The following is a 15367-nucleotide window of genomic DNA, read 5'->3' on the forward strand; positions in this document are numbered from 1 at the left end:
ACAAAATTTCGAAGGAAGCTCACAATGGCTGCCAAGCAAGTCCTGTTCGGCGATGACGCGCGCGTGCGCATCGTTCGTGGCGTGAATGTTCTCGCCAACGCTGTCAAAACCACCCTGGGCCCCAAGGGCCGTAACGTTGTGCTCGAGCGCTCGTTCGGCGCCCCGACCGTCACCAAAGACGGCGTGTCGGTTGCCAAGGAAATCGAACTGAAAGACAAGTTCGAAAACATCGGCGCTCAACTCGTTAAAGACGTTGCCTCGAAGACCTCGGACAACGCCGGCGACGGCACCACCACCGCCACCGTGCTGGCTCAAGCCATCGTTCAAGAAGGCCTGAAGTACGTTGCCGCTGGTTTCAACCCCATCGACCTCAAGCGCGGTATCGACAAGGCTGTGGCCGCTGCCGTGGCTGAACTGGCCAAGCAATCCAAGCCGGTCACCACCAGCAAGGAAATCGCTCAAGTTGGCTCGATCTCGGCCAACAGCGACTCGTCGATCGGCCAGATCATCGCTGACGCGATGGACAAGGTCGGCAAAGAAGGCGTCATCACCGTCGAAGACGGCAAGTCGCTGGAAAACGAGCTGGACGTGGTCGAAGGTATGCAATTCGATCGCGGCTACCTGTCGCCCTACTTCATCAACAACCCCGAGAAGCAAGTTGCCGCTCTGGACGATCCGTACGTTCTGATTTTCGACAAGAAGATCAGCAACATCCGTGATCTGCTGCCCGTGCTGGAACAAGTTGCCAAGTCGAGCCGTCCTCTGCTGATCATCGCCGAAGACGTCGAAGGCGAAGCCCTGGCTACCCTGGTTGTGAACAACATCCGCGGCATCCTGAAGACCACCGCTGTCAAGGCGCCTGGCTTCGGCGATCGTCGTAAAGCCATGCTGGAAGACCTGGCCATCCTGACCGGTGGCGTGGTGATCTCCGAAGAAACCGGCATGTCGCTGGAAAAGGCTACCCTGGAAGACCTGGGCCAAGCCAAGCGCATCGAAGTTGCCAAGGAAAACACGACGGTTATCGACGGCGCTGGCGACAGCAAGTCCATCGAAGCCCGCGTCAAGCAAATCCGCGTGCAAATCGAAGAAGCGACCTCGGACTACGACCGTGAAAAACTGCAAGAGCGCGTGGCCAAGCTGGCCGGCGGTGTTGCTGTGATCCGCGTCGGTGCTGCTACCGAAGTCGAAATGAAAGAAAAGAAAGCCCGCGTCGAAGATGCCCTGCACGCTACCCGCGCTGCTGTGGAAGAAGGCGTGGTTGCTGGCGGCGGCGTAGCTCTGCTGCGTGCCAAGCAAGCCATCGCTGGCCTGCAAGGCGATACGCCTGACCAGAACGCTGGTATCAAGCTGATCCTGCGTGCAGTCGAAGAACCCCTGCGCACCATCGTTACCAACGCCGGCGAAGAAGCCAGCGTGGTGGTGGACAAGGTTCTGAGCGGCAAAGGCAACTACGGCTACAACGCCGCTACCGGCGAGTACACCGACCTGGTCGAGCAAGGCGTGTTGGATCCCACCAAGGTGACCCGCACCGCACTGCAAAACGCCGCTTCGGTGGCCAGCCTGCTGTTGACGGCTGAAGCCGCTGTGGTCGAACTGGCTGAAGACAAGCCCGCTGCTCCCGCAATGCCTGGTGGCATGGGCGGCATGGGTGGCATGGACTTCTAAGTCCACGCCATTGTCGCGAAATATCCCCGGCATGCCGGGGATATGCCGAATCAACACCCTCGGGGTTTATGCTCCGGGGGTGTTTTTTATTTGACGGCGACTGCTCGATGTGCAAGCCGCTTTCTGTTATCCCCCATTGCCGGCGCTCTCCGTACTATCTATGCAGTCGGAATCGTACCGCCATCAATCACGTATTCCGTGCCCGTGATCGTTGCAGCGAATGGCGATGCCAGGAATGCGATGAGATTGGCCACCTCAACGGGCGTAGACGGTCGTCCCAATGGTATGCCTCCAAGTGACTTCATGATGATCTGCTTGCCACCCTCATAGTCCGTTCCGGCCTGCAAGGCGAGCCGCTCTGCCAGCGCAACCGACGCCTCGGTTTCAATCCATCCTGGGGCCACCCGGACGACACGAACTCCCTGCGGTGATACTTCTTTAGACAGACTTTTGCTGTACGTCGACAGGGCAGCCTTCGCTGCTGCATAGGCTGTAGTCGATTCGGGTAATGGCAGTTGACGCTGGATCGAGGTGACATGGATGATGACGCCGGTGCCTTGTGCCAGCATCCCAGGCAACAATGCACGATCCAGGCGAACGGCAGGCAGTAAATTGAGGTTCAGCTCGCGCTGCCACTCGTCTTCTCCCAACGATGCGAAGCCTCCTCCGGGTGCCGTTGAACCGCCCAGGACATGGACGATGATGTCCACGCTACCAAAGTTGGCAATGACTGCATTTGCCACGGCGTTGCAGCCGTCGATCGTCGTCAGGTCGGCAGCAACGAAGATGTCTGCTGAGTCATCGGCTGGCCGCTTGCGTGCCGTTGTGAGCACTCTTGCGCCGAGCTCATGAAACAAATCAACGGTAGCTTTCCCAACTCCTTTAGTGCCCGCAGTCACGAGAACACGTTTATTTTGCAGGTCCAAGCGCATGAGCGTCAGCCTATTTTCAGCGACTGGATCTTGTCGCCCGCCAGATCAAACAAATGATCCAGCCGTATCGGGCTGCCCGGAAAGTTGCCAACCACATTGGCAATGACAGACAGATGATTATTACCGTTTCGGGTCACGCTGACAGGTTCAACGGTGTATTCATATTTTTTCTGTGCATCAAGCGTCCAGCGTTCAATGGCAACCGGCCCCTGGTATGTCTGGCCTTCGTCAACAACGACAGCATCTTGCGTGAAGCAATCGCCGATCTGGGCAATGTCCGAGCCGTTGCTGATCTCGAAATAGGTGGAAATAGAGCTTGGTAGTGAAAGGGACATAATCGCGTTCTCGCTAGTGTTTGCCGTACAGGTATTTTCACCATAGACTACCTATCTATCAAGAACGCACTAAAAAGTAAGTTACTGAGTTATGAGAAAGACATACACACCGGCGACCGCAGCAGTGGGGGTAGAGGAAGTCCTCCGATTGCTTGAGGGCCGATGGAAACTCATCATTCTTTTCCACCTATTCGATGGAAAAGTGCAGCGCTACTCGGACTTCGAAAAGCTGATCCCAGGTATTTCCCAGAAGATGCTGGCTCAACAACTGCGGCAATTAGAAGCCGATGGCATTGTTTCCAGAAAGCTCTACCCTCAAGTGCCGCCCAAGGTCGAGTACCGGCTCACCGAGTGGGGACAGGCCTTGTGCCCAGCCTTGGATGAGATGCTGAAATGGGCGGAGCAACGCGATGCTTTTTTATCGAAGGATGCCGTAGATGGGAGAAATTTACGAGAGGCGGGGCAGCGTTAAATCGAACTTCGTCATCGTTTCGTCCGAGGTAACGGACACGGTACCGTCGTGTATTTGTGCGATGGATTTTACGATTGCCAACCCCAGCCCTGCCCCGGCAGAGTTCCGTTGACGTGCGGGATCAACCCGAAAAAAGCGGTCAAACAATTTGGGCAGATATTGCTCGGGAATTTTCTGGCCGGGATTTTCCACCTTGATTCGCGTCGACCGCTCGTCCTGCGTCAAGCTGACTGTGACTGACGAACCACGCGGCGTATAGCGGATGGCATTGGACAAGAGATTACTCAGCGCACGCAAGATCATTTCCTTGTCTGCACGCACCGGCTGGGCCTCACCCTCTAATCGAAGAACGATGCCCGCATCCTCTGCGAGCGCTTCGAAGTAGTCGAACAAGCCGCGAATCAGCTCAGCAAGGTCTATATTCGATCTATGCAAATTCCTTGGGTCATTTTCCGTTTGGGCCAGAAACAGCATGTCGCCGATCATGCGGCCCATGCGATCAAACTCCTCAAGATTCGAGTAGAGGATTTCCCGGTATTCAGCAGCCGAGCGAGCTTGGCTCAGCGCTACCTCCGTCTGAGTCACCAGATTCGTGACAGGTGTTCTCAACTCATGCGCAATATCGCCAGAGAAATGCGATAGCTTGGAAAAACTGTCTTCGAGGCGGCCGATCATATCGTTGAACGATGTAGCCAACTCAGCCAGTTCCATGGGAACATCAGCGGGATGCAGCCTGACGTCGAGCTGTGAAGAACGAATGGCTTGAATTTCTCTAGTGATCTTGCGGATCGGACGATGCCCCCACTGGACCGCTAACCAGGCGACGACGATCGAAATGAGGAGCACGATGGCCGTTGCCCAGCGTTGCATCTGCTTGAATGAATCCAGGAAATGCACATGGAAATCAATGTCCATCGCCACGACGACCCGAGGCGCGGACGCACCGAGGTCCGCTACATCAGTCCAGAACGCCCCACCCCGATACGATTTACCACCCTCGTCCCACACTGACACGCTATCAGGATCGAAGCGGGATGACTTGCTCGGCGGGGAGATTGCAGAAAGATCAGGCCCGGGAGTGGCATAGACCGTTCGCCCTGCATTGTCGAACACGCCATAGAACACACCATGATGTCCCACGGCAATTGCACCCAGCCGTTGCACTAGCGAGGCGTCATCATCGTTCCCTGCTTGCAAGGTGTTGACGACCGCTGTTGCCACGGCGTCCAGTTCCCCCGCATCTTGCTCGGAAAAATGCATATGCAGCGCGCGCAAGACGACCCAGTTGAATGAGAGAAATACCAATGTGGTCGCGATGCCTACCAGCAACGTTACGCGCAATGCCAGTGAAGCAGGCCGCCGCCCTGTGGCTGGTTTACTTCTCATCGGGAGCGTCCAGCATGTACCCCATTCCCCGTACGGTATGAATGAGTTTGGGCTCGAACGCATCATCTATTTTTGCGCGCAGCCGGCGTATGGCAACATCGATCACATTGGTATCGCTATCGAAATTCATGTCCCATATCTGGGATGTGATTAAAGAGCGTGGCAGGACTTCGCCCTTTCGCCTTGCCAGCAGCTCAAGCAAGGAGAACTCTTTGTTCGTCAGATTGATCCGCACGCCTTGGCGGCTTGCGCGCCGTCCGAGCAGATCAAGCACCAGGTCTGCCACTTCGAGGCGATCGGGATGGGCCGAGGCACTGCCACGCCGCAGCAGCGTGCGAACCCGGGCCAGCAGTTCTGAAAACGCAAAAGGCTTCACCAGGTAGTCATCGGCTCCTAATTCCAGCCCTTTGACGCGGTCGTCCACACTGCCGCGCGCGGTCAGGAACAAGACAGGCACGCGCGCACCCGCATTTCGCAACGACTGAACGATACGCCAGCCGTCCACATCCGGGAGCATGACATCCAGCACGACCAGATCATAGGTCTCGTTCATCACCATGTGCTGACCATCCAGCCCATTGCGTGCCAAGTCCACCACAAACCCCGCCTCGGTGAGGCCCTGCCTGACATAGTCCGCGGTCTTGTTTTCGTCTTCGACGACCAGCAACTTCATCGCTTACCCCTTGTGGTATTCCGGTGACGACGGCTGTCATACATGAGGTTGCGACGTTCGACAGACCACCATCGTGCAATTTACCTACCACCACCTGCCATCAACATTACCGGAACATTACATGAATGTAATGCGCGGGTCATTTAACGGAAAGTGGCGGATTCGTATTCTGCCCATAGCACGTCAAAACAAGCGATTCCATGCCCGCAGGAATCTGTACCGACGCTTTTATTGATCCTCTGAGGAAATCTTTCTATGCCACGCCGATCACCGTTGATCCTGCCTGCCTTTGGGCTGAGCCGCCGGCGCTTTGTGCAGGGGTTGGCAGCGGGTGGCGTATTAACCAGTCTGTCCATTCCGGCAATGCAAGCGATGGCCCAGGGAGCGAGGGCCAGTCATGGCGCACCGCCGATTCTACGCGGCAACGAATTCGACTTGGTGGTCGCCGAAACGCCGGTGAACTTCACCGGCAAGCCAGGTGCCGCGACGACTATCAACGGCTCGCTGCCGGCTCCTACGCTGCGCTGGCACGAGGGTGAGACGGTCACGATCCGTGTGACCAACAAGCTGCGCGAGCCGACCTCGATCCATTGGCACGGAATCATTCTGCCCTACCAGATGGATGGCGTTCCCGGAATCAGTTTTGCGGGTATTCCCCCGGGATCCACATTCACCTATCGGTTCAAAGTTCAACAAAGCGGGTCCTACTGGTACCACTCGCACTCGGGCATGCAGGAACTGACCGGCATGTACGGAGCCATCATCATCGATCCTGCTGGCGCCGAGACCATCAAGGCAGACCGGGATCATGTGCTGGTCTTCACCGACTGGATCGATGAAGATCCGATGCGAGTATTCAGCAAGCTCAAGTCACAGGGCGACTACTACAACTATCACCAACCCACGGTGCTCGATTTCTTTCGCGATGCAGCGCAGGAGGGCTTCGGCGCGGCATTCGACAAGCGCAAGATGTGGAACGAGATGCGCATGAGCCCGACCGACCTGGCCGATCTCTCTGCGCAGACCCTGACTTACCTGGCCAACGGCGTCACGCCTGCTGGTAACTGGACGGCGCTTTTTCGTCCCGGTGAACGCGTGCGATTACGTATGGTCAACGGCGGCGGCAACACCTTCTATGACGTGCGCATTCCCGGCTTGAAGCTGCGGGTCGTGCAGGTCGATGGCGTGGATGTCGAACCTGTGACCGTAGACGAGTTCCGTTTTGGTCCGGGAGAAACGATCGACGTGATCGTCGAACCTCGTGATGATGCATATACGATCTTTGCCCAATCGATGGACCGTTCAGGGTTCGCACGCGCAACGCTGGCCGTGCGCGAAGGATTGCAGGCAGCCGTACCTGCAGTCGATACGGCTGAGTGGCTGAGCATGGCGGACATGATGGGGTCAATGAATCACGGAGCCATGGGACATGGATCGATGAACCATGGTTCGATGACCGGCATGGCTGATACGACCGAAATGACGGGCATGACTGGAATGACAGGCATGACCGGCATGAGTCACGGCGCGATGACGGGGATGAATCATGCCGCCATGGCGATGGATCACAGTCAGCACACCGCTGCAGTGGGAGGCCTGACTGCGCCGTCAACGACGGCGCGCCACGCCCGCACCGAATACGGACCGAGCACGGATATGCGCGTGGATATGGCCCGCACCAATCTTGACGACCCCGGTATAGGGCTGCGCAACAACGGACGACGGGTATTGACGCTTGCCGATTTGCACACCCCTTCTGGCCCCATGGATGCGCGTGGACCGGGCCGGGAAGTCGAGCTGCATCTGACGGGCAATATGGAGCGTTACACCTGGTCCTTCGATGGATTGGAATTCAGCAAATCCACGCCGATCCATTTCCGCCATAACGAGCGTCTGCGGGTGATCTTGCATAACGACACCATGATGACTCATCCGATGCACCTGCATGGTATGTGGAGCGAATTGGAAAGTCCGGACGGAAAGTTCCTGGCACGCCGCCACACCCTGCCCGTGCAACCCGCGCAGCGTGTGAGCTTCCTGGTAACGGCCGATGCACTTGGCCGTTGGGCGTGGCACTGCCATCTGATGTTCCACATGGATGCGGGGATGTTCCGCGAAGTCGTGGTGTCTTGAGCCAGTGCAGAAAAAGGAAACGTTGATGTCGAAACTAGCACCTATCAGAGCACTGGCCATGGCTGTTGCGTCTCTGACAAGCATTGCGGTACAGGCGGCAGACCCGCACGCAGGCCACGACGCCGACCAGAATGCAACAGCATCCGAGCCGTCAATGGATCACGGCGACATGAAAATGCAGGGTGGCTCGGCGCCACCGAATGCACGCGATCCGAATGCGTACTCCAACGGTTTAAAGCTGGGCGAAGGCGACTATGCCGTGCCTGGTGTTCCGAAGCTCATGCTCCACGGAGAGCACCGTTTCATGTCGCTGCGCGCCGATACCTTTGAACGCCGCTTTGCCCGCAAGGGCGCCGACAGCACGGCCTATTCTCTGCAGGGCTGGTATGGCACGACTTACGACCGGCTGGTGATGAAGGCAGAAGGCGACTGGGCCGAGGGAAAGCTGCAAGAGTCTCGGACCGAACTGCTATGGGGCCACGCGATTTCTGCGTACTGGGACAGCCAGCTGGGTGTGCGCCTGGACGCCGGCGAAGGCCCTAATCGGGAGTGGCTGGCATTTGGCGTACAGGGGCTGGCTCCCTATTGGTTCGAAGTCGATGCCACTGCCTACGTCGGTAGCGGCGGCCGCACCGCCCTGCGTCTTGAGGCGAGCTATGAAATGCTCCTCACCCAACGGCTGATTCTGGAACCCAAGGTCGAGGTCCAGCTCTTTGGTAAAGACGACCCCGCTCGCCAAATCGGTAGCGGCTTGTCCGAAGGCTCTGTTGGGTTGCGCCTGCGCTACGAACTGCATCGGCAGTTTGCGCCGTACATAGGGATAGAACAGGCCGCGACTTTTCGAAAGACCGCCGACTACGTACGCGCCGAGGGTGAACGAACGACACAGACTCGTTTCGTGGCAGGCGTGCGCTTCTGGTTTTAACGTTAACCCCAATGCAACTGGAGCTTCCATGTACCTTTCACGTTTTGCAGCAAAGTTCGCGATTGCAGCCGCGAGCACACTATTTGCTACCGCTGCGATTGCGCAGCCCGATCTGTTGTCTTCTACGCCGGAAGACCAATCAGAAGGCCCGGCGCCGGCCACTGTTGAGTTGAAGTTCTCCGAAGCCCTGACGACACAGTCCTCCGCCGCAAGCTTGACGATGACGAGCATGCCAGGCATGGCGAACCATGGCGAGATGAAGATGAGAATCAGCGTGGCTGGCGCAGACGACGGCAAGACGATGGTCATCACCCCCGCCAATACGTTGAGTGCAGGCACGTATCGAGTGGACTGGCGTGCGGTCTCGTCGGATGCCCGCCCTGCCGTCGGAAAAATTACTTTTCAAGTGAAGTGATCGATCCGAGGGTTTGTAACATCACGGGAACGCCCTCTACAATGCAGAGACTCTGACTGCATTTCGCCGCACGCCATGCCCATCCCTGCCCGTCTGCTGAAAATACTGCGCCCCTCGGAGATCTATGGATTGCTTGTCGAATCGGGCAAGCAGTGGTCCAAACACCGCGCATCGAGCAAGGGCGCTGCGCTATCACTGTATATGGTGTTTTCGCTGGCGCCGATGTTGATTCTGGTCATTGCGGTGGCGGGCGTGTTTTTTGGCGAAGAAGCAGTACGCTCGGAGCTCTTTGGCCAAGTACATGACATTATTGGGGCACGCGGGGCCGAGGTAGTGCAAACCGTACTGGCCAGCGCCCACGAGTCGGGGGGAGGCTGGATCGCAGCCCTGCTGTCCATTGCGATTCTCGTATTCAGCGCGACAACTGCGTTTGCGGAATTGCAGGCCAGCCTGGACGAACTGTGGGACGCGACCAAGAACCGCAAATCAGGTCTGCAGGGCATGCTACGCAGCAGGATGGTGTCGTTTGGGCTGGTGCTGGTGCTGGCGATGTTTTTGCTGCTGTCGCTGATGATGAACGCGGCGCTGGGTGGGGCCAAAGCATATTACGGGGATCTGTGGACGAACTCGGTTTTCGCCACGGTGGCCGAATGGATGTCGAATCTGTTCTCTTTTGCAGTAGTGACGGCACTGTTTGCAGTGGTGTACAAGCTGCTGCCCAGCATCAACATCCCCTGGCGCGATGTCATCCCGGGTGCGATAGTGACCGCAGCCCTGTTCCTGATCGGTAAATGGGGCATAGGCCTTTATCTGGGTCGTGGCGGCGCAGTATCTGCGTATGGTGCCGCGGGCTCGATGATCGCACTGCTGTTGTGGATTTATTATTCCGCGCAGATTTTCTTTTTTGGGGCGGTATTCACGCGCCAGTTTGCGGAGCGATTCGGCGACAGGCATGCCGAGGAAGTGATAGCCGGAACCTCAGGCGACGAGCCTGACACGGTGTAGTCGATAGTCACGCCGTATCAATGGCTGCGGGTAGCTGCAGATCCAACCGTTCGCTCCATTGCGTAAATTCTCGCCATAGCCCGAGTTCGATAGGGATGCCATCATGCAGACGCTGTGTTTGGGCTGACTGCTCCGGGTCGCCAGGCATGCGTGGCTGGCCGGGTTGCGCCGCCAGTTCTTGCGCCATTTGAGCGACCACAGTGCCCAGCATAGGGCCGCCTGCGAAACGTGCAGGGTCTATCACGATAAAGAACGCCCCTAATCGGCGGGCCACGTCCAACTGTTCGTACATCGGCGAGATATGCGGGCCGAATGGATTGCCATTCAATGGCCCACACAGCAGTTCGATCATCAGGGCGAGACCATAGCCCTTGTAGCCTTGTTGCGGTCCGCCCAACGGACGTAACGCACGGGCTAATTGCGGATCGGTGGCCTCGTTCCCGTCTACATCAAAGGCCACACCCGGCGGGAGTTCATGGCCCTCGCGACGGGCATTCATCACGCGGTTCCAGGGAATAGCGGTCGAGGCCATGTCCAGACATACCGGGGCAGCGTCGTGGCGAGGTACCGCCACGGAAATGGGATTGGTGCCTAAGAACGGCGCATAGCCGCCAAAGGGCGCTGCGATGGAATCGGAGTGCGTAAACGCAAGACCGATCAGGCCAGCCTCGGCCGCGACACGGCTATAGAGACCGACTGCGCCGCAATGAGACGAGTCGCTGACGCCTACAGCAGCGATGCCGGTCTCTCGTGCCAGGTCCATGGCGAATGCATTGGCGCGATGCGCGACGACGATACCCAAGCCTTGACCGCCATGCACCTGTGCCGTAGCGGGGCCGCTCTGCACGACACGGATGTCCGGGCGCGGCAGGATGGAGCCATGTGCAAGACGATTCAGATAATGCGGCAAACGCGCGATACCGTGAGAATCGATACCCCATAGGCTGGTCTGGACCAGGCTATCTGCCACGCAAGCCGCGTCGGTCTCGGAAACGTCCATGGCCAGCAAACAATCTCGCCCCCATTCCCGCAGCGTGGCAGCGTCGCAATGACGCAATAACGTTGATGTGTCGTCCGTAGTCATATCCACGCTCATCCCATCAGAAAAGACGCACCGCAGCGCGCACGCCCTGCTGTCTCAACACCATCGCATGGCGCGCGACCTCGACACTGAGTTCCTCGCATCCCGCAAGATCGCCGAATACCGGCGCATAGCCGATCAATGCACGCGCACGCTGAATATCGGTGTCACTGCCCTGCCCCGCAGATGCGAGGCGGGCCTGCAATTCCTCTGCCAAAGGATCCTGTATCGGATAGGCATTTCCCTGCTCGTCGTAACCCCGCAGATATTGCATCCAAGCCGCCAATGCCAACGCCAATCGCTGATAACCGGCCCCTGCACGCATACGGTCGCGCACTGTACCCAGCAAACGCTGCGGCAGTTTTTGGGAGCCATCCATGGCGATCTGCTGTGTGCGATGTGGTAACGCAGCGTTGGAAAAGCGAGTCAAAAGACGCTCGCGTAACGCCACGAGATCGACGCCAGGCACGGATTGCAATGTAGGGGTGATTTCCTCTCTGATCAGGGCATCGAGATAGTCATGCAAGGCAGGGTCGGCCATCGCCTGGCTGACCGTGTCCAACCCTGCGGATACCGCCAGATAGGCCAGCGCGGAATGCGGGCCATTGACCATGCGCAACTTCAGATGCTCGAATGGCGCGGCGTGTTCGACAAAGCGTGCGCCACCGGGTTGGTCCCACGCAGGGCGGCCGTTGACGAAGCGGTCCTCGATGATCCATTCAAGAAACGGTTCTCCGACCACAGGCCAGGCGTCGTCCATCCCCAACCGTGTCGCGATACGTTGACGGTCGGCATCGGTCGTGCGCGGCACAATGCGATCCACCATGGAATTGGGAAAGGTGCAATGCGCGGCGATCCATTCCGCCAGACCAGGATCGCGCAACCCCGCAAATTCCAGCACCAAACCGCGTAACGTATCGCCGTTAGAAGGCAGGTTATCGCATGAGAGCAAGGTAACCGGCGGCAAACCGGCATCACAACGGCGCGCAAGACCATGCACCAGCATGCCGATGGCGCTGCGCGGCGCGTCGCTGTCAGCCAAGTCGTGAGCGATATCGGGATCGTCGCGACGCAAACGTCCCGTGGCAGGCTCCTGACAATAGCCCTTTTCCGTCACAGTCAGGCTGACGATACGGGTATCGGGATGCGCAATCTGTGCCAGCACAGCGCCGGAATCCTCGGCTGCTACCAATACGCGCAGAACCGAACCCACTACGGATAACGTTTCGCGCGATGCGCCGTCGGCATCCGTGTCGAGCAGTGATAGCGTGTACAAGCCGTCTTGCGGTGCCAGCGCGTCGCGCGTATCGGGACTGCGCAACGATACGCCGATAATTCCCCAGCGCAGATCACCGCTGGCCCCAAGCGCCAGGTCAGTGACGGGCGCCTGGTGGGCACGGTGAAACGCACCAATGCCCAGGTGGACAATACCTGGCCGCAACTGTGCGCGGTCGTAACCCGGGCGCTCGACGTCAGCGGGCAAGTGAGCCAAGCTACTGGCTCCCAGCCGCTGAGCCTCAGAATGGGAAGGCCCCATCACCAGTTCCACAACGTACCGTCGTGCGCCTGACGATTCACTGGCAGATAGGCACGCTGATACGGATATTTCGCCGCAAGCTTTTCATCGATATCCACGCCATGCCCCGGGGTATCGCCCGGATACATCATGCCGTCGGCAAAGGAATACGCATGAGGAAACACCGCATCAGTCTCGTCGGTGTGACGCATGTATTCCTGGATCCCGAAATTAGGCACCCATAGATCAAAATGCAGGGCAGCGCCCATGCACACGGGCGACAAGTCTGTCGCGCCATGGCATCCTGTGCGCACCTGATATAGCGATGCGAGATCAGCGATCCGGCGCAGATGCGTGATGCCTCCTGCGTGGACCACGGTGGTGCGGATATAGTCGATCAATTGATTCTGGATGAGGTCTTTGCAGTCCCATACAGTGTTGAATATCTCGCCTACCGCCAATGGCGTCACGGTGTGCTGGCGGATCAACCGGAACGCTTCCTGATTCTCGGCAGGGGTGGCGTCCTCCATCCAGAACAGCCGGTACGGTTCCAGCGACTTGCCCAAGCGTCCTGCCTCGATAGGTGTCAGGCGATGATGGACATCATGCAGCAGATGAGTATCCCAGCCCACGGCATCACGCACGCGAGCGAACAGTTTAGGGGCATGGTCCAGATATTTTTCGGTAGACCAGTCGTGCTCGGATGGCAGGTCTGCATCGGCAGGCTCGTAAAACATACGGCCACGGCCCACGCCGTAGACCGCGTTCAGGCCCGGCACGCCGCTTTGCGCGCGAATGGCGCGGTAGCCCATGTCGCGATAACGCAATACTTCGTCGACCGTTTCGTCGATATCGCGGCCATTGGCGTGGCCGTAGACCATGACGCCAGTACGGCTCTTGCCGCCCAGCAGTTGATAGAGCGGCATGCCGGCGGCCTTGGCTTTGATATCCCATAACGCGGTATCGACTGCGGCGACGGCCGACATGGTCACCGGTCCGCGCCGCCAGTAGGCGCCGCGATACAGGAACTGCCAGATGTCTTCGATCTGATGAGCATCGCGACCAATCAAGCAAGGAATGACGTGATCGGTCAGGTAACTCGCTACCGCTAATTCGCGGCCATTCAGCGTCGCGTCGCCGATGCCGGTGAGGCCCTCGTCGGTTTCTATTTTCAGGGTAACGAAGTTGCGTCCGGGACTGCACACGATGACACGTGCGTTGCTGATCTTCATCCGAAGCTCCGAGAAATGGGAATCCGCGCGCGTCACGGCGCGGCACAATCAAATCGACCGGGATCGCTACATCACTGCGCCTAATTGCCAGGGCACGAACTCATTCTGCCCATAACCGTGGATCTCGCTCTTGCTGCGCCGGCCCGAAGCCGTGTCGAGCATCAATTGAAAAATCCGTTCGCCCATGGCTTGCACATCGCTATCGCCATCGACGACTTCACCACAGTTGATGTCGATGTCATCTTCCTGACGCCGCCACAATTCGGTATTGGTCGAGAGCTTTAATGATGGTGACGGTGCACAGCCATAGGCCGAGCCGCGTCCTGTCGTGAAGCAGATCAGATTCGCACCACCTGCGACTTGCCCAGTCGCCGACACGGGGTCGTAGCCCGGCGTATCCATAAACACCAGCCCCCGTGCCGTGACGGGCTGCGCGTATTCATAGACATCCACCAAATTGGTCGTGCCACTCTTGGCAATAGCGCCCAGAGATTTCTCCAGGATAGTCGTCAAGCCGCCGGCCTTATTCCCCGCCGATGGGTTGTTATCCATCTCGGCATCATTGCGAGAACAGTAGTCTTCCCACCAGCGCAGTCGTGCGAGCAGTTTGTCGGCCACGGCGGAAGACACGGCCCGGCGCGTCAGCAGGTGTTCGCCCCCATAGATTTCCGGCGTCTCGGACAGGATAGCGCCGCCACCGTGGCGCACCAGCAGGTCCACCGCCGCTCCGAGCGCCGGGTTTGCGCTGATCCCCGAATAGCCATCTGACCCGCCGCATTGCAGACCTACGGTCAGATGACTGGCTGACACAGGCTGACGTTGCACGCGATTCGTTTCCTCCAGCATCTGTTCGATCAACTCGATGCCTCGCGCTACCGTACGTCGAGTGCCTCCGGTGCCTTGGATGCTGAAGGTATGTAGCCGCCCGCTCTCCCGCAGGTGTTCCTGTTCCATCAGGCCTTCGATTTGATTGGTTTCGCAGCCGAGGCCCACCACCATCAACGCACCGAAATTGGCGTGACGCGCATAACCTCCCAAGGTACGGCGCAATACCCGCAAGGGCTCTCCATCGCTGCCTGTGGCACAACCCGCACCATGCGTCAACGCTACGACGCCATCGACATTAGGATAGGCAGACAAGGCCTCGGGATGAATGTCGCGCCGAAAATGATCAGCGATGGCGCGGGCCACCGTGGCAGAGCAATTCACCGACGTCAGCACGCCGATGTAATTGCGCGTGGCCACACGTCCGTCGGCGCGCACGATGCCGTCAAACGTGGCCGACTGCGCCACGTAATCCGTCGCATGAGCATCCTGTCCCACGGCATAGTCGCGCTCGAAATCGGAGAACGCCAGGTTATGCGTATGCACATGCTGGCCCGGCGCGATGTCTTGCCGCGCGATGCCGATGACCTGGTTATAGCGGCGCACGGGCTGCCCCGCAGCAATTGCGCGCACTGCGACCTTATGCCCGGGCGGAATCAACCCGGCCACGGTGACGCCCTCGGTAGGCAACACCGTGCCGCCTACCAATTGACGGCGCGCAATCACGACGTTATCGGCCGCATGAATACGAATAATTGGAATATCGCCGGCC

The 15367-nt window shown here is 58.5% G+C and carries 14 protein-coding genes; 6 read left to right on the top strand and 8 right to left on the bottom strand.

Annotated elements, in window-relative coordinates; all coding sequences use genetic code 11:
• Window positions 1-24: 24 nt before the first annotated feature.
• Window positions 25-1665, top strand: coding sequence for a chaperonin GroEL (gene groL, locus ACNA0I_RS07370; protein WP_415805426.1), 1641 nt, complete (start codon window positions 25-27; stop codon window positions 1663-1665).
• Between the two features lie 158 nt (window positions 1666-1823).
• Here the strand turns inward: groL and ACNA0I_RS07375 are convergent, their stop codons facing one another.
• Together ACNA0I_RS07375 and ACNA0I_RS07380 are read right to left on the bottom strand one after the other, a co-directional pair.
• Complete coding sequence (locus ACNA0I_RS07375; protein WP_415805427.1) at window positions 1824-2597, bottom strand: SDR family oxidoreductase; 774 nt, start codon at window positions 2595-2597, stop codon at window positions 1824-1826.
• Between the two features lie 5 nt (window positions 2598-2602).
• Window positions 2603-2932, bottom strand: a complete 330-nt coding sequence (locus tag ACNA0I_RS07380) for a nuclear transport factor 2 family protein (RefSeq protein WP_415805428.1) — start codon at window positions 2930-2932, stop codon at window positions 2603-2605.
• Window positions 2933-3023: 91 nt separating this feature from the next.
• Here ACNA0I_RS07380 and ACNA0I_RS07385 point away from each other — a divergent pair, with 91 nt between their 5' ends.
• On the top strand, window positions 3024-3404 hold the full coding sequence (locus tag ACNA0I_RS07385) for a winged helix-turn-helix transcriptional regulator (protein WP_415805429.1): 381 nt from the start codon (window positions 3024-3026) through the stop codon (window positions 3402-3404).
• On the opposite strand, the gene ACNA0I_RS07390 is transcribed toward ACNA0I_RS07385, so the two are convergent.
• Window positions 3381-4790 carry a Cu(+)/Ag(+) sensor histidine kinase gene (locus tag ACNA0I_RS07390; RefSeq protein ID WP_415805430.1) on the bottom strand — a complete coding sequence of 470 codons (1410 nt, stop codon included), beginning with the start codon at window positions 4788-4790 and terminating at the stop codon, window positions 3381-3383. The genes ACNA0I_RS07385 and ACNA0I_RS07390 overlap by 24 nt on opposite strands.
• On the bottom strand, window positions 4780-5463 hold the full coding sequence (locus ACNA0I_RS07395) for a heavy metal response regulator transcription factor (RefSeq protein ID WP_415805431.1): 684 nt from the start codon (window positions 5461-5463) through the stop codon (window positions 4780-4782). Before ACNA0I_RS07395 ends, ACNA0I_RS07390 begins: the two co-directional genes overlap by 11 nt.
• Window positions 5464-5718: 255 nt before the next feature.
• On the opposite strand from ACNA0I_RS07395, the gene ACNA0I_RS07400 reads away from it, so the two are divergent.
• The 4 genes from ACNA0I_RS07400 (at window position 5719) to ACNA0I_RS07415 (ending at window position 9941) form a co-directional block, all read left to right on the top strand.
• On the top strand, window positions 5719-7596 hold the full coding sequence (locus tag ACNA0I_RS07400; protein WP_415805432.1) for a copper resistance system multicopper oxidase: 1878 nt from the start codon (window positions 5719-5721) through the stop codon (window positions 7594-7596).
• A gap of 25 nt (window positions 7597-7621) precedes the next feature.
• Window positions 7622-8521 carry a copper resistance protein B gene (locus tag ACNA0I_RS07405; RefSeq protein ID WP_415805433.1) on the top strand — a complete coding sequence of 300 codons (900 nt, stop codon included), beginning with the start codon at window positions 7622-7624 and terminating at the stop codon, window positions 8519-8521.
• 28 nt (window positions 8522-8549) lie between these two features.
• On the top strand, window positions 8550-8936 hold the full coding sequence (copC, locus tag ACNA0I_RS07410) for a copper homeostasis periplasmic binding protein CopC (protein WP_415805434.1): 387 nt from the start codon (window positions 8550-8552) through the stop codon (window positions 8934-8936).
• Between the two features lie 75 nt (window positions 8937-9011).
• Window positions 9012-9941: a YihY/virulence factor BrkB family protein gene (locus tag ACNA0I_RS07415; RefSeq protein WP_415805435.1), complete on the top strand. Its 930-nt coding sequence runs from the start codon at window positions 9012-9014 to the stop codon at window positions 9939-9941.
• A gap of 7 nt (window positions 9942-9948) precedes the next feature.
• On the opposite strand, the gene ACNA0I_RS07420 is transcribed toward ACNA0I_RS07415, so the two are convergent.
• From ACNA0I_RS07420 to ACNA0I_RS07435, 4 genes are all read right to left on the bottom strand, one after another.
• Window positions 9949-11025: an Ldh family oxidoreductase gene (locus ACNA0I_RS07420; protein WP_415805436.1), complete on the bottom strand. Its 1077-nt coding sequence runs from the start codon at window positions 11023-11025 to the stop codon at window positions 9949-9951.
• A gap of 16 nt (window positions 11026-11041) precedes the next feature.
• Window positions 11042-12559, bottom strand: coding sequence for a mannitol dehydrogenase family protein (locus ACNA0I_RS07425; RefSeq protein ID WP_415805437.1), 1518 nt, complete (start codon window positions 12557-12559; stop codon window positions 11042-11044).
• Window positions 12559-13770 carry a D-mannonate dehydratase ManD gene (gene manD / locus ACNA0I_RS07430; protein WP_415805438.1) on the bottom strand — a complete coding sequence of 404 codons (1212 nt, stop codon included), beginning with the start codon at window positions 13768-13770 and terminating at the stop codon, window positions 12559-12561. Before manD ends, ACNA0I_RS07425 begins: the two co-directional genes overlap by 1 nt.
• A 66-nt stretch (window positions 13771-13836) precedes the next feature.
• Window positions 13837-15357 (bottom strand): UxaA family hydrolase, encoded by a 1521-nt coding sequence (locus ACNA0I_RS07435; RefSeq protein WP_415805623.1) that lies wholly within the window; start codon window positions 15355-15357, stop codon window positions 13837-13839.
• Window positions 15358-15367 lie beyond the last annotated feature (10 nt).

This window comes from Bordetella muralis, from assembly GCF_965139205.1.
Taxonomy (GTDB): Bacteria; Pseudomonadota; Gammaproteobacteria; order Burkholderiales; family Burkholderiaceae_B; genus Bordetella_A; species Bordetella_A muralis.

Coding starts and splice junctions, on each gene's coding strand:
- groL (WP_415805426.1), top strand. CDS start 25: ATGGCTGCCAAGCAAGTCCTGTTCGGCGATGACGCGCGCGTGCGCATC.
- ACNA0I_RS07375 (WP_415805427.1), bottom strand. CDS start 2,597: ATGCGCTTGGACCTGCAAAATAAACGTGTTCTCGTGACTGCGGGCACT.
- ACNA0I_RS07380 (WP_415805428.1), bottom strand. CDS start 2,932: ATGTCCCTTTCACTACCAAGCTCTATTTCCACCTATTTCGAGATCAGC.
- ACNA0I_RS07385 (WP_415805429.1), top strand. CDS start 3,024: ATGAGAAAGACATACACACCGGCGACCGCAGCAGTGGGGGTAGAGGAA.
- ACNA0I_RS07390 (WP_415805430.1), bottom strand. CDS start 4,790: ATGAGAAGTAAACCAGCCACAGGGCGGCGGCCTGCTTCACTGGCATTG.
- ACNA0I_RS07395 (WP_415805431.1), bottom strand. CDS start 5,463: ATGAAGTTGCTGGTCGTCGAAGACGAAAACAAGACCGCGGACTATGTC.
- ACNA0I_RS07400 (WP_415805432.1), top strand. CDS start 5,719: ATGCCACGCCGATCACCGTTGATCCTGCCTGCCTTTGGGCTGAGCCGC.
- ACNA0I_RS07405 (WP_415805433.1), top strand. CDS start 7,622: ATGTCGAAACTAGCACCTATCAGAGCACTGGCCATGGCTGTTGCGTCT.
- copC (WP_415805434.1), top strand. CDS start 8,550: ATGTACCTTTCACGTTTTGCAGCAAAGTTCGCGATTGCAGCCGCGAGC.
- ACNA0I_RS07415 (WP_415805435.1), top strand. CDS start 9,012: ATGCCCATCCCTGCCCGTCTGCTGAAAATACTGCGCCCCTCGGAGATC.
- ACNA0I_RS07420 (WP_415805436.1), bottom strand. CDS start 11,025: ATGACTACGGACGACACATCAACGTTATTGCGTCATTGCGACGCTGCC.
- ACNA0I_RS07425 (WP_415805437.1), bottom strand. CDS start 12,559: ATGGGGCCTTCCCATTCTGAGGCTCAGCGGCTGGGAGCCAGTAGCTTG.
- manD (WP_415805438.1), bottom strand. CDS start 13,770: ATGAAGATCAGCAACGCACGTGTCATCGTGTGCAGTCCCGGACGCAAC.